Below are 14733 nucleotides of genomic sequence, written 5' to 3'. Positions count from 1 at the left end.
GTTAGAGGTTGGAAAATAGACAATTAACAAGACTATGGATATTGCGCCAGAATTTCTGTCACTTTCTCTTCTAACAATGCTTTACGCCAGCGCGAAATTAATTCAGGTTGCCCTTCTTTTATTTTCCAGTGAATACTTAATAACTGATTAATCTGTCTTCTTGAAGCTAATAATTCAGGGTTGTAGCGCTTATCTTCACTAATTTCTTGAATAATCGCTTTAATCGCTTTAAATGCTTTTTTGTAGTTTGGTTGTTCAATTAAATTACCAATAGGCTCTGGGCAATCTTCATCTTTAACTTCTTTAGCTTTAACAACAAAATCTAATAATCGACGGCCATGACAACGAATTTCTTGACCTGAAAGCGACAATGCATCGAGTTCTGCTAATGACGATGGAAGATAACGAGCAACAGACCATAGGTGTTCTTCTCTTACAACGAAGTTTAATGCCATATCTCGAGCTTTGGCTTGATTTAAGCGCCACTGAGCAAGCATTTGTAAGCATGCTAACTGTTGGCCTTTTAATTGCCATGCATTGCTAATATCACGATAGGCTAGCTCTGGTACAACCGTTTCTTGTCGACGTTCTGCAATCATTTTGCATTCATCTGCGATTGCATCCATATAGCCGGCTTCTTCTGCTTCTTTAATTAATTTTTTAGCTAAAGGTAGCAAATAGAAAACATCACCACTGGCATATTGGCACTGTTTTTCAGTTAAAGGACGCGCTAGCCAGTCTGTTCGGGACTCACTTTTATCTAGTGCAACATTTTCATATTTCTCAACTAATGTCGCAAAACCACAAGAGATAGGATGCCCTAAAAATGCAGCCACCACCTGAGTGTCAATCATTGGTGTTGGAACACAACCAAACTGGTGAGAGAAAACTTCGAGATCTTCACTTCCAGCATGGAGAAACTTCATAATGCCCGGGTTTATTAATAGCTCAACGAAAGGAGCCCAATCCTTAATTGCTAACGGATCAATAAGAGAGATCTGTTTACCGTCATACATCTGGATCAAACCAAGATGAGGGTAATAGGTACGTATGCGGACAAACTCTGTATCTAAAGCAATTTGTGAAGCCTCTGAAGCGGCTTTACAGGCGGTATTCAGTGCAGTGTCTGTCGTAATCAATTGATAATTCAAAACAGGTTTCTCTTGTTTTTATGTCTAATGACTTTTTTATGTAATCACAAAAACGCCGGTATAAACCGGCGAAATTGAAAAAGGTTATTGAGTGTTGTATCAAGATTCAGTTGAGGTTTTCAACTCTTTTTCTTCATTTCTTAACTCTCTGCGTAAAATTTTACCAACATTTGATTTTGGTAATTCATCACGAAACTCAATAATTTTAGGTACTTTATAGCCTGTTAGGTAACGACGACAGTGTGTTTTTATCTCATCTTCCGTTAATGATGGATCTTTTTTCACAATGAAAACTTTAACGGTTTCACCAGAGTTTTTGCTGGGTACGCCAATTGCAGCCGACTCCAAAACCTTAGGATGTGCCGTAACGACTTCTTCAACTTCATTAGGGTATACATTAAAACCAGAAACTAAGATCATATCTTTTTTACGGTCAATGATACGAATAAAGCCTTCGTCATCCATTGTGGCAATATCACCTGTTGCAACCCAACCATCGTGTAGGACTTCATCAGTTGCATCAGGGCGATTCCAATAGCCCTTCATGACTTGAGGGCCACGAACCCACATTTCACCGCCTACCGTACGGTCAACTTCGTTACCTTCATCATCAATAAACTTAACGTCCGTTGAAGGTACAGGCAATCCAATACTGCCACTGTATTTTTTCAGATTATAAGGGTTACCGGTGACTAAAGGAGAACATTCCGTCAAACCATAACCTTCTAACAGATGTTTACCAGTTAACTCTTCCCACTCTTTAGCAACACTACTTTGAACAGGCATACCGCCGCCAACAGAGAGATTCAGTTTCGAGAAGTCGAGCTGACGAAATTCTGGATTTTGCAACCAAGCATTAAATAAAGTATTTACACCTGTGATTGCCGTGACAGGGTAACGTCCTAACTCTTTAATTGTTCCTTTCACATCGCGAGGGTTAGTGATAAGTAAGTTTTTACCACCAATTTCAATAAAGAGTAGACAGTTAACGGTTAAAGCAAAAACGTGATACAGCGGTAATGCAGTGACCACCAGCTCTTTACCTACATTTAGTGCAGGTACATAAGCCGCTTTCGCTTGCTCAAGGTTTGCCAACATATTGCGATGCGTTAACATTGCGCCTTTAGCAATTCCTGTTGTGCCACCCGTGTATTGCAAAAAGGCTAAATCTTTACCTGTAATTTCAGGTTTAATATATTGCATACGATAGCCAAAATGCATTGCTCGACGAAATGAAATTGCATCAGGCAAGTTATATTTAGGTACTAATCGTTTGATATATTTAACAACAAAATCGACTAATGTTGCTTTAGGACGAGAGAGTTGATCACCCATTCGGGTCAAAATAACGTGTTTAATATTGGTATTAAACACGATTTTTTCGAGTGTATGCGCAAAGTTGGAGACTATTACAATGGCACTTGCACCACTGTCATTTAACTGATGTTCAAGTTCTCTTGGTGTGTAAAGTGGGTTTACGTTTACGACAACCATGCCTGCACGAAGAATACCGAAAAGCGCGATAGGATATTGCAGTAAATTAGGCATCATTAAGGCAACACGATCACCTTTTTTCAATCCTAAGCCATTTTGCAGATATGCTGCAAAAGCACGGCTACGCTCTTCAAGTTTGCGATAAGTCATGACCTCGCCCATATTGATAAAGGCGGGTTGATCTGCGTAATTTGCGACAGCGTTTTCAAGCATCTCAGCAAGGGATGCGAAACGGTCCGGGTCAATTTCAGCCGGAACATCTGCCGGATAACGTTTAAGCCAGACTTTTTCCAAAGTAGTACTCCTGATTAATCGCACTTCTTGGGTTAATATTGTGTTTCATTTTTAACAAAGTATTAACTCATCCTACCAGCACAAACAATTTTCTGTTGTGAAGATGCGAAGTGTGTCACTAAATATTTTATTTTTAGATTAACAAAAAAGAAGGCGGTCAAAACCGCCCTCTCTTTTATTTTTATTCAACTTTAATAACTCTATTAGATAGTTACCTAATATATTATAGATATTGATTATACACCGTTTCATACAAATGGAGATAAAATATTATATCGTCATGCGATCTAATACCCACTTTTTATTCTAAAACGGGCACGACCTGACCAGTTCCATATGGATATCCACCGTAACCGCCATATCCATGGTGATAACCCCAATATGGGCCATCGCCATAATATCCCCATGTCATAACAGGTGCGGGCATAATGACTTGCTGTGTCAGTGTCCAGCGTTTCATACCTGTTACATCAATACGTAAAAATGGATAACTCGCCTCACCAACTTTGCCAGTTTCAACACCTTTGATAGTACCAACAACAGTTACATATTGATTTTTATAATCAGTGGGATCTAAGAAATGCATAACATTAGCATAGAGACGCCCAACAGAAGGCTGTTTCAATTCTGGTGCAGCATCGTATTGAGAAAGAGGCATAACGGCAATTTCTAGCTGTGTTGATGATTGAAGATTTTTAACATCAATCACACGTCCACCAAAGCGCCCTTCTTGACCAAGATAAAGTTCAGGTGCAGCAAAAACGCCATTTAAATTAGTCACTGGTGTTGCTGATGTACCTTTTATTGATTCAGGTATAGAGACGCATCCCGCTAGAAACAAAGCACTAGATAGAAATAGCGCTTTGCTTACCAAACGGTAGTTTAATTGTCTGTTCATAAACCACCTCATTGCAAGTCAATATTAACGTTACTCTATAATAATATTATAGCTTAGCTTCACTCTTCGGCTTCTAATAGATACTTCTAAATCTATTCACGACCAGGCAATTTTTTCCACGTCACTTCATTACGTAAATAAACTGGCTCAGCATCTTCAACTTTCGTGGCTTTACCTTCATGCCAAGCAGTTACAGCAAGAGGTAACATATCTTGTGCAGCGGGAAGCGTGATCTCAGTTTCAACAACAGTGAAAGGCAGTGCCTCTTTTAAATCAGGATATGCTTGCCAGCCTGTACCTGCAATTGCCCATGTTCCTGTTGTTGACTGTAATGCTTCAATAAATTGCTCAGGTTTCATCACCGCTTCAGTGTCTTCGCCCATCCAAACACCTGCATCATTACGCTGATATTGAGCGCAATAAATTTCACCCATACGCGCATCTATTGCTACAAGAACTTGTTTAATACCCGTTGTTCTAAAGACACCTTCAGCCATTGTGGCAAGTGATGAAATACCAATCATTGGCAACTCTGCACCTAACGCGATACCTTGTGCAACACCTACACCGATGCGAACACCTGTAAAACTTCCGGGACCTCGTCCAAAAGCAAGAACATCCAATGATTGCAATGTGATGTTTGCTTCTTCTAAGGCGCTTTTCACCATAGGTAAAATCTTTTGTGTATGTTCACGAGGTGAGATTTCAAAACGTGAAGCAACAACGCCTTCATTCCAAACTGCAACTGAACAAGATTCTGTTGCAGTATCAATTGCTAAAATTCGCAGTGACACGCCATAACTCCGGCAAATTCGATAATTAAAAGAGGAAGAATAATATCATAATAGTGTTCAACAGAATAAACACACATTCTGTGCGATCGCTATTATGAATCCGATATTTCTTGTATTTCTTTCTGCTGTGCGCGTTGGCTCAAAAAATTCATTGTTTTTTCGAGTGAACGCGTGCGAGGTGACGGAGGCAAACTGCTTAAAAAAACTTCGCCATAAGCACGAGAAACTAACCTATCATCACAAACTATAATTGCACCATAATCGTGTACATCACGAATTAATCGCCCAACACCTTGCTTTAAACTAATAACAGCATCAGGAATTTGGACGTCTCTAAAAGCATCTCCGCCTCGCAATTCACAATCTTCAATACGTGCTCTTAATAAAGGATCATCAGGTGCTGTAAAGGGTAATTTATCAATAATCACGCAAGACAACGTATCGCCACGCACGTCAACGCCTTCCCAAAAACTTTGGGTCGCAACTAAAAGCGCATTTCCTGATGAAACAAACTTTTGCAGTAATTGCGTCTTGCTCATTTCACCTTGCATCAATACAGGTAATGGCAAACTGGCTTTAAACTCTTCAGCAAGTCCACGCATCATGGCATGTGAGGTACAGAGGAAAAAACAGCGGCCTTGGTTCTTTAAAATAACGGGCGTTAGCATAGCGGCTAAACGTTTCGCTGTATAAGGCTGATTTAATGGTGGTAAATAACGCGGTACACAGAGTAATGTTTGATGTTGATAATCAAATGGGCTGTTTAAAATCAGTGTTGTCGCATTTTCTAAGCCTAATCTATCTGTGTAATAAGACATCTGCTCATTTACAGAAAGTGTTGCTGAGGTAAATACCCAACTGCTTTTATGCGATTTGATTAATTCGCGAAATTTATCTGCAACAGACAGTGGTGTGATAGCTAATAAGAAATGGCGACCATAACTTTCAAACCAGTAACTATAACCCGGAATTGTGGTGTCAATCAGGCGTTTTAAGCGATTGCGGTAAACAGTGGCACGTTCAAAAGCACTATCAAGTAATTGGCTTCGCCCTAACGAGAGTTTCATTACGTCATAACTCAATTCTAAGGCATCATCCAGTAACGTAAGAAAACGTTTTGTTTCGCCACCTTGCAATAACTCACGTAAGTTTCCTCGATAGCCTGTTTCACCTAACACTAGGCGAAAATCCATCACCATTTGCGTTAATCTATCAGCACTTTTTTGTAACTGAACTTGATCTCTTACTTCTGTGCGATAAGCAACCGTCATATCTCTGGCGAGATCAAATAGCTGTCTACTGGTAAGTTGTTGTCCAAAATAGTGGCTCGCAATATCTGGAATTTGATGGGCTTCATCAAAGATCATAATTTCAGCTTCCGGAATTAGCTCACCAAAACCGGTATCTTTAACAACAGTATCCGCCATAAATAAATGATGATTAACCACCACAATATCCGCATCCATTGCTTTTTTACGTGCGCTTAGAACATAGCATTCTTTATAACGAGGGCAATCACTTCCCAAGCAGTTATCGTTAGTGCTGGTGACTAAAGGCCAAACTCGGCTATCTTCAGCAACACTATGACAACGGCTAACATCACCATCTTCTGTTTGTGTTGACCATTGGCGTACATACATAACATCAGACAAAACTTCAGCTTCCAGATCACCACCACTGAGCATTTGCTGATCAAGTCGTTCTAAACAAAGATAGTTAGAGCGCCCTTTTAATAAGGCTGTATTACCATCATAATTAATCGCTTCAATGATTGTAGGTAAATCTCGACTATATAATTGATCTTGCAAGGCTTTAGAGCCTGTTGAGATAATAGTTTTTTTACCCGAACGCAAAGCCGGTACAAGATAGGCATACGTTTTTCCGGTACCCGTACCCGCCTCAGCGATAAGTACACCTTGCTTATCAATAGTTTCCGTTATTGATTTCGCCATTTGTCGTTGAGCTTCACGGGGATGAAATCCTGGAATAGTTCGGGTTAAAATCCCGTTTTCTGCAAAATCGTCTGACACAGGCATACTCTTTTTATAAAATAAGACGTAAATTATGCCAGTGGATAACCAAAAGTACCACCTATGCCGTTAATACAAAGGAGAACTCATAATGACAATTAAACGTATCGACCCTGAAGATCGCTGGTCTGAAGCCGTTATTCATAACGACACTATTTATTACACTGCGGTGCCAGAGAATTTATCAGGCGATATTATTGAACAAACAGCAGATACATTAGCGGCAATTGATGTTTTGTTACAACGTGTAGGTTCTGATAAAACTAAAATTCTTGATGTAACAATCTTTTTAGCTGATAAAGCCGATTTTGAAGGTATGAATAAAGCATGGGATGCATGGGTTGCCAAAGGTAGCGCACCTGTACGTTGTACTGTACAAGCACAATTAATGCACCCTGAATATAAAGTCGAAATCAAAATTATTGCGGCAATGTAAATAGATATTATTTATTGTCTGCTTGCGCTTATATGAAAAAAGCTGAATTCATAAGAACTCAGCTTTTTTAATGTCACTTATTTTGCTGTGATAATTAGATTTTTTGTTTTATCAATATCTCGCTCATTAAGTTAATTAGATTTAGGCAAATTTAATCATTACCATACCAACTAGTAATAATATAATTCCACCCCATCCTTTATAGTTGAGTCGTTGATTAAATAAAATCCAACCGGCGGCGATAGTTGCAATAATTCCGAATGCTCCCCAAAGTGCATAAGCTACCGAAAGCTCTATCCCTTTGACTGCCATCGCAAGCGCACTAAAAGCACCTAACACACAAAACAGTGATAATATTCCTAATCCCATTCGGCTAAAGCCGTTAGACATTTTTAAGAATATATTCGCGACAATTTCGAGCACTACGGCAAGTATTAAAAATGCACCGTGCCACCATTCAAATTGAGCTAACATAATTAAGCCTCCTTGATATTGGCAGGAATTGGCTTATTCGCTCCTTTTACAGCACTGGCAACGTGCTTGGCTTTACCAGCAATACTTTTTACCGATTCTGTTGTTTTCTTAGCAACAGCCGATTTTTTAGTACCTGATTTGATAAGCGTGATCCCCGCAATTAACATTGCTAGGCCGCCTAATTTTAATGGTGAGAGTGATTCACCAAACCACAGAACGCTGAATGTCGTAATAATGACAATTCCAATACCTTCCCACAGTGCATACGCTACACCTAATGCCACTTTTTTTACGGCTATGGCTAAAAAGATATAGGAAGTGGCAATCATTAACCACATCACAATCATACCGGTGTAACCACCGCTCACACTGGCGTACTTCATAGATAAAGTACCGATAACTTCACAAACAATAGCTAATGCTAAAAATATCCAATAAATCATTTTTTCATCTCTCATACACATTCGAAATACGCCAAAACGTTTCTTGCGCAGAAGATAGAGAATATGTAGATAGTCTTTCTGGCGGCAATAATAGCCGAACGTTAAGGCAACGTCGTTTCCTGATAACTCAGGAATTAAGATGAGAGGTTTCTATAATGCGCCACACCAGTAGTGTTCGCTGGATAAAATAGCAGAAAGGAATAACTTATAGGTAGAACGTTTAACTTTGACGCTTTTGGCGCTAGTCATGATTATTTATTCTTTCATCGCACAGACCATCCGCACGATATACTCCGAACCCTCATATAAGATGGTTAAATGTTACATGATATTTCTATCATGCCAAATTATTTAAAGCAACGTCTTTCAGCAAAATTTTTTTGTTAATTGATTGGTTTTATTTAAGTTTTAGTTTCTAGATAAAATCAGATTGCATAGTTAATCAGTGGTTTTACGATCCTTCAGTAGTTTTATTCATCTAAATTGCTGTAATTATGCTTAAAGATATTTATTCGATACAAAAACACCCAGCATAGCTGGGTGTTAATTAGAGAAAACTATTATGGTTTAATTCTTAAGCATGTTTTTCTAATACTAACTCAACACCTTCATTTAAAAGTTCGTTGAGTGATAATCCTGATGCCTGAGATACTATTGTTAAGGCATGATGATGTTCTGGTGTCAGCCGAGCAGAAATTTTACCACTATATTTTTTATACGGGCTTATCCCATCTTTTTTACATTCATCAAGAAAAACAGCTAAGGAAATTGAGCCCTCTTTTTTTAGCTCATCAACGCTATAAGCGTAAAAGTCAGCACCGCCATTTAAACCAATAAATTCACCTCGAAACATATCTATTTCAGGATCAAAATTGATAACAGCAATATGACCATCAATTTTTAGTGTGTTATTTAACATGGTTTAATCCCCAAGCTATCTAGCCAGTTTCGAATGGAGTTAACCGCTCCTTTGTCAGTCGTAGGTCTTGGATGTGGCCTGTGAAAGATGCGTTTTTCTCCTTTCAACAAAACAGCAATCCTAGATCCTTCTCTTTCGTGAACCTCTGCCCCAAGAGCGATAAATAAAGACTCAATATCTGACCATTTTATTGAACCATTAACAGGGCGAGCAAACACATCTGACAATGTCTTTAGGTGTCGTTTGTTCATTGGTTCACGATACCATAGATTGATACCATGTCAACTTACGGTTAAAAAACACCCAGCAGAGCTGGGTGTTTTCTTTTTAGAATGGATAATCAAAATCAGTTATTCAATTTCATTCCAAGAACGACCATCGCGGGTGATCATGGCAACAGATGCCACAGGTCCCCAAGTGCCCGCTTGATATGGCTTAGGCAACTCATTATCGCATTCCCATGCGTTAATGATTGAATCTACCCATTTCCATGCTTCTTCCACTTCGTCACGACGCACGAATAGCGCTTGTATCCCGCGCATGGCTTCTAACAATAAGCGCTCGTAAGCATCCGCCAAATGCGTTTGATTGAATGTTTCAGAGAAACTCAAGTCCAACTTGGTTGTTTGTAAACGGTGTTTATGATCGAGTCCCGGCGCTTTATTTAGCACTTCGATATCGATACCTTCATCTGGTTGTAAACGAATAGTCAGCTTATTTTGTGGTAACTCTTGATAAGTCTCACTGAAGATATTCAGCGCAGGCTTTTTAAAATAAACCACAACTTCTGAACATTTACTTGGTAGACGTTTACCTGTTCTTAGATAGAACGGAACACCTGCCCAACGCCAGTTATCAATATCAGCGCGGATTGCCACAAATGTTTCTGTATTACTGGTTTTATTAGCACCTTCTTCGTCAAGATAACCAGGTACTTTTTTACCTTGTACAAAGCCACCAGTATATTGTCCACGAACCGTTTTTTCGCGAATATTGGTGTTATCAATACGGCGTAATGAACGTAAGACTTTCACTTTTTCTTGGCGAATACTGTCAGCCGTTAAATCAGCAGGTGGTGACATCGCTATCATAGTCAGGATTTGTAATAGGTGGTTTTGCACCATATCACGCATTTGACCGGCTTGATCAAAGTATCCCCAACGCCCTTCAATACCCACTTCTTCTGCAACCGTAATTTGGACATGGTCAATCGTTTTATTGTCCCAGTTGTTGACAAATAGTGAGTTTGCAAAGCGCAATGCTAATAAGTTTAAAACGGTTTCTTTACCTAAATAGTGGTCAATACGATAAATTTGTGTCTCTTTAAAGTATTTCGCCACACTATCGTTAATAGAAACCGAAGACGCTAAATCAGTCCCTAATGGTTTTTCCATTACGACACGATTAGGCTCTTTGTTTAATTTTGCATGACCTAATCCCTGACACATCGCACTAAAGGTGCTTGGAGGCATAGCAAAGTAATAGATAGCCGGTAATTTATCTTGTTTTAGATGCTTTGATAACTCAATGAAATGGTCGGTTTCATTAACATCAAGATTACAAAAATCTAAGCGATCACTTAAACGTTGCCAAATTTCAGGGTTAATTTCTTCTTTTAAAAAGGTTTTTAACGCTTCATGAGCGACATTTTTATATGCCTCAACATCCCAATCAGCACGACCGACACCAATAATGCGAGAGTCAGGGTGAATATATCCTGCTTTTTCCAATTGATATAATGATGGAATGAGCTTACGGCGTGCTAGATCCCCTTTCGTACCGAAGATAACCAGATCACAGGCCTGAGCAGTCGATATCGCTGCCATAGAACGTCTCCTCATGATGAGATTTTGTAATTTTGTTACAGAATTTTTTATTAATGTACTCTTTTGGATGTATTCAGTAAATACACTTGCACATTTTAGTCCCTAACTTACCACACATATTATAATGCTTCATTTTATGCCTAGTGTTTTATCCTTTCTTGTAACTTTACAACAGTTTTGTATCTTGCTTTCAGCTTTGAAAGTTAGACACACGTCATACTTTAACGAAAAAAGCCCTGTTTACCGATGGTTTACACTGCAAGCCTTGTTCTTTGCGTAGTATATTTTCATAAAACCGTTATAGATTTCTCCTTTTATTGAAATTGGCAAAGCCAAGGATCTGTATATTTAATGAATATATTGGAAAGGGTTCAGTCTAATCTGGACATCTTGAGTAAATCAGAAAAAAAAGTCGCAGAGGCTGTTTTAACTGCTCCACAAACCGTTATCCATTCAAGTATTGCCTTAATGGCTAAAACGGCTGATGTCAGTGAACCCACTGTTAATCGATTTTGCCGACGTATGGCAACAAAAGGATTTCCTGATTTCAAATTACAATTAGCACAAAGCATTGCCAACGGTACGCCTTATGTAAATCGTAATATTGATGATTCCGATACCGTCTCTTCTTATACCAATAAAATTTTTGAATCCGCAATGGCGGGACTTGAAAATGTTAAAAATAATATTGATATCGCAGCTATCAATCGTGCAGTTGATATTTTGACGCAAGCTAAAAAAATCTCTTTTTTTGGTTTAGGTGCATCAGCAGCCGTTGCTCACGATGCCATGAATAAGTTTTCTCGTTTTAATATTCCTGTCACTTATTTTGATGATGTTGTTATGCAACGTATGAGTTGCATAAATAGTACTGATGGTGATGTGGTGGTTATTATTTCACATACAGGACGTACTAAGAATTTAGTGGAAATCGCAAAAATCGCGCGTGAAAACGATGCATCCGTCATTGCCATTACCACTCCAGGCTCTCTTTTAGCCTCTGAAGCTACCCTTCCTATATTGCTTGATGTGCCTGAAGATACTGATATCTACATGCCGATGATCTCCCGCCTTGCTCAACTCACTATTATTGATGTTCTCGCAACAGGATTTATTTTACGCCGAGGACCAAAATTCAGAGATAACTTGAAGCGCGTCAAAGAAGCTTTACGTGATTCACGGTTTGATAAGTAACCGTTTTTAATTATTCTGTTAGTATTGTCACACTTCAATTTGTGCCCCTGACTAGATAAGTTTTTGAAAAATGGTAGCATATCTGCGAGCTAACTCTCGCATATAATGAAAACAGTAGTGTATGTTGCAATTAGCTTGAAGCGTTTCACTTAACATATTGGGTAAAGCACTATCTGATTTCTGTTTTATCCAATTGCCAACACCTTTCGTTCAAGGTCAACGGAGTAATACATGTCCAGACGGCTCAGAAGAACAAAAATTGTTACCACCTTAGGCCCAGCAACAGATCGTGATAATAACTTAGAAAAAATTATTATTGCTGGCGCAAATGTTGTTCGATTAAATTTCTCTCATGGTTCTGCGGAAGACCATCTTGCTCGCGCTAATCGTACGCGTGAAATTGCTGCAAGATTAGGTCGCCATGTTGCTATCCTCGGGGATTTACAAGGTCCTAAAATCCGTGTATCTACCTTTAAAGACGGAAAAGTTTTCCTGAATGTCGGTGATAAATTCTTACTTGATGCAGCGCTTGAAAAAGGCGAAGGCAACCAAAATCAAGTGGGTATCGATTATAAAGGCTTACCTGCTGACGTGGTTCCAGGCGATATTTTACTTCTTGATGATGGTCGAGTTCAGTTAAAAGTCCTCAAAGTTGATGGTTTAAAAGTCTTTACTGAAGTGACTGTCGGTGGTCCTTTATCTAACAATAAAGGCATTAATAAGCTCGGTGGAGGCCTCTCTGCTGATGCATTAACAGAAAAAGATAAGCAAGACATTATCACTGCTGCAAAAATCGGTGTTGATTACCTTGCCGTTTCATTCCCAAGAACAGGTGAAGATCTTAACCTTGCTCGCCGTTTAGCCCGTGATGCAGGCTGTGAATGCCAAATCGTTTCTAAAGTAGAACGTGCTGAAGCGGTTGCTAATGATGAAATCATTGATGAAATCATTCTTGCTTCTGATGTGGTGATGGTTGCTCGTGGCGATTTAGGTGTTGAAATTGGTGATCCTGAGCTGGTGGGTGTACAGAAAAAATTAATTCGTCGTGCTCGTCAGCTTAATCGTGTCGTTATCACTGCTACTCAAATGATGGAATCAATGATAACAAATCCAATGCCAACTCGTGCTGAAGTCATGGACGTTGCTAACGCCGTATTAGATGGCACTGATGCTGTTATGCTTTCAGCAGAAACCGCAGCAGGACAATATCCAGCAGAAACGGTCGCTTCAATGGCACAAGTCTGCTTAGGCGCTGAAAAAATGCCAGCTGCCAATGTTTCTAAGCACCGTTTAGATATGGTGTTTGATACAGTAGAAGAAGCCATTGCGATGTCTACAATGTATGCAGCTAACCATATGAAAGGCGTTAATGCGATTATTGCGATGACTGAATCAGGTCGTACTGCACGCATGATGTCTCGCATCAGTACAGGTTTACCGATTTTCTCAATGTCTCGTCATGAGAAAACATTAAATCAGACCGCACTTTATCGTGGTGTAACACCCGTTTATTGCAGTACTCACACTGATGGTATTGCCGCTGCTAATGAAGCAATCGGCCGTTTACGTGATAAAGGTTTCTTAGTTTCTGGTGATTTAGTGTTAGTCACTCAAGGTGACCAAATGGGCACTGTGGGTAGCACCAATACATGCCGTATTCTGACGGTTGAATAACACAGAGTCCAAAATCTTAATAGCAAAACGGGCACTTCATTAAGTGCCCGTTTTTTATTTACTTATTTTTCGGACAAGAACTAGTCCAGAATATTCTCACGAGCGTAAGGCTCTATTTCGCCCTCTTTACGTGTTTTCAGTAATTTTAAGATCCACGTATATTGTTCTGGCGTTGGTGTCACTAGAGCTTCTAACTCTTCATTCATTCTACGTGCAATATACTCATCATCTTTATCTTCAATATCATCCATTGGTTCACGCACAATAATACTAAGTTGATGCGTTTTATGACAATACACTGGAAACAGAGGCACAATAGCCGCTCGGCACACTTTCATTAACCGCCCAATCGCGGGTAATGTCGCTTTATAAGTCCCGAAAAAATCTACAAATTGGCTATGCTCTGCACCATGATCTTGATCTGGCAGATAATAGCCCCAGTAACCTTGTCGTACAGAAGAAATAAATGGCTTAATACCTGCTTCGCGTGAATGTAATCGACCATCAAAATGATGACGTGCTTTATTCCATAAATAATCAGCAACGGGATCTTTTTGATGATGGAACATCGCTGCCATTTTCTGACCTGTTGATGCTAACAGCATTGCAGGGATATCAACTGCCCATCCATGAGGCACCATAAAAATAACATTACGGCCTTGCTCTTTAAAACGCTCAATGATTTCTAGTCCCTGCCAAGATGTGCGCTTTAATATACGCTCAGGGCCTCTTAAGCAAAGCTCTGCTAACATCACAAAGGATTGAGGCGCAGTTTCAAACATACTGTCGAGTACATTTTCACGTTGCGTTTTATTCCATGTTGGAAAACAGTATCTCAAGTTGATATCTGCACGACGTCTTGCGCTTTTCGCTTTACGTCCAACAAAACGACCAATAGAAGCAAGAAATGGATCACGCCATTTTACTGGCATATAAGCCAATGCACTTAATACACCTGCACCTAACCATGTTCCCCAATGACGAGGATGCAAATATGCACGGTGAAAAGTGGGTACATAACCCGCTTTGCTATCTGTATCTTTTTCTTTATTCATCAGATAACTCTCTGAACTGATACCCCAAATAGGCGTAAAAAACATTAAAAC

Annotated in this window: 14 protein-coding genes; 3 read left to right on the top strand and 11 right to left on the bottom strand. The window is 39.4% G+C overall.

Annotation, left to right across the window (positions count from 1 at the left end; translation table 11 throughout):
* Positions 1–32: 32 nt before the first annotated feature.
* From rnd to AB4J89_RS03165, 5 genes are all read right to left on the bottom strand, one after another.
* A complete protein-coding gene (gene rnd / locus AB4J89_RS03185) occupies positions 33–1151 on the bottom strand; it encodes a ribonuclease D (protein WP_088495470.1) in 1119 nt (372 codons plus the stop codon).
* A 99-nt stretch (positions 1152–1250) separates the two neighbouring features.
* On the bottom strand, positions 1251–2939 hold the full coding sequence (gene fadD, locus AB4J89_RS03180; RefSeq protein ID WP_088495469.1) for a long-chain-fatty-acid--CoA ligase FadD: 1689 nt from the start codon (positions 2937–2939) through the stop codon (positions 1251–1253).
* A 301-nt stretch (positions 2940–3240) separates the two neighbouring features.
* Positions 3241–3837: a Slp family lipoprotein gene (locus tag AB4J89_RS03175; protein ID WP_088495468.1), complete on the bottom strand. Its 597-nt coding sequence runs from the start codon at positions 3835–3837 to the stop codon at positions 3241–3243.
* A gap of 92 nt (positions 3838–3929) precedes the next feature.
* Positions 3930–4631, bottom strand: coding sequence for a tRNA (adenosine(37)-N6)-threonylcarbamoyltransferase complex dimerization subunit type 1 TsaB (gene tsaB, locus AB4J89_RS03170; protein ID WP_194950572.1), 702 nt, complete (start codon positions 4629–4631; stop codon positions 3930–3932).
* Positions 4632–4723: 92 nt separating this feature from the next.
* The gene (locus AB4J89_RS03165) at positions 4724–6667 is read right to left on the bottom strand and encodes an ATP-dependent DNA helicase (protein ID WP_368468028.1); all 1944 of its coding nucleotides are present in this window, start codon (positions 6665–6667) and stop codon (positions 4724–4726) included.
* A gap of 85 nt (positions 6668–6752) precedes the next feature.
* Here AB4J89_RS03165 and AB4J89_RS03160 point away from each other — a divergent pair, with 85 nt between their 5' ends.
* Positions 6753–7097: a RidA family protein gene (locus AB4J89_RS03160; protein ID WP_088495465.1), complete on the top strand. Its 345-nt coding sequence runs from the start codon at positions 6753–6755 to the stop codon at positions 7095–7097.
* A gap of 141 nt (positions 7098–7238) precedes the next feature.
* On the opposite strand, the gene mdtI is transcribed toward AB4J89_RS03160, so the two are convergent.
* The 5 genes from mdtI to zwf form a co-directional block, all read right to left on the bottom strand.
* Complete coding sequence (gene mdtI / locus AB4J89_RS03155; RefSeq protein ID WP_023582084.1) at positions 7239–7571, bottom strand: multidrug/spermidine efflux SMR transporter subunit MdtI; 333 nt, start codon at positions 7569–7571, stop codon at positions 7239–7241.
* A gap of 2 nt (positions 7572–7573) precedes the next feature.
* On the bottom strand, positions 7574–8014 hold the full coding sequence (gene mdtJ / locus AB4J89_RS03150) for a multidrug/spermidine efflux SMR transporter subunit MdtJ (RefSeq protein WP_075671146.1): 441 nt from the start codon (positions 8012–8014) through the stop codon (positions 7574–7576).
* Between the two features lie 574 nt (positions 8015–8588).
* On the bottom strand, positions 8589–8933 hold the full coding sequence (locus AB4J89_RS03145; RefSeq protein WP_088495464.1) for a type II toxin-antitoxin system HicB family antitoxin: 345 nt from the start codon (positions 8931–8933) through the stop codon (positions 8589–8591).
* Positions 8927–9184: a type II toxin-antitoxin system HicA family toxin gene (locus AB4J89_RS03140; RefSeq protein ID WP_088495463.1), complete on the bottom strand. Its 258-nt coding sequence runs from the start codon at positions 9182–9184 to the stop codon at positions 8927–8929. Before AB4J89_RS03140 ends, AB4J89_RS03145 begins: the two co-directional genes overlap by 7 nt.
* A 99-nt stretch (positions 9185–9283) precedes the next feature.
* Positions 9284–10759, bottom strand: a complete 1476-nt coding sequence (gene zwf, locus AB4J89_RS03135; RefSeq protein WP_088495462.1) for a glucose-6-phosphate dehydrogenase — start codon at positions 10757–10759, stop codon at positions 9284–9286.
* Positions 10760–11110: 351 nt separating this feature from the next.
* On the opposite strand from zwf, the gene AB4J89_RS03130 reads away from it, so the two are divergent.
* Positions 11111–11953: a MurR/RpiR family transcriptional regulator gene (locus AB4J89_RS03130; RefSeq protein WP_088495461.1), complete on the top strand. Its 843-nt coding sequence runs from the start codon at positions 11111–11113 to the stop codon at positions 11951–11953.
* 231 nt (positions 11954–12184) lie between these two features.
* The gene (gene pyk, locus AB4J89_RS03125; RefSeq protein ID WP_088495460.1) at positions 12185–13627 is read left to right on the top strand and encodes a pyruvate kinase; all 1443 of its coding nucleotides are present in this window, start codon (positions 12185–12187) and stop codon (positions 13625–13627) included.
* Between the two features lie 80 nt (positions 13628–13707).
* On the opposite strand, the gene lpxM is transcribed toward pyk, so the two are convergent.
* Positions 13708–14682 carry a lauroyl-Kdo(2)-lipid IV(A) myristoyltransferase gene (gene lpxM, locus AB4J89_RS03120; protein ID WP_088496030.1) on the bottom strand — a complete coding sequence of 325 codons (975 nt, stop codon included), beginning with the start codon at positions 14680–14682 and terminating at the stop codon, positions 13708–13710.
* Between the last annotated feature and the right edge of the window lie 51 nt (positions 14683–14733).

It is taken from the genome of Proteus sp. STS61-E, from assembly GCF_040932335.1.
Taxonomy (GTDB): domain Bacteria; phylum Pseudomonadota; class Gammaproteobacteria; order Enterobacterales; family Enterobacteriaceae; genus Proteus; species Proteus mirabilis_B.
Note: the sequence above shows the minus strand (reverse complement) of the source record. Positions and strands in the feature narration are given on the sequence as shown.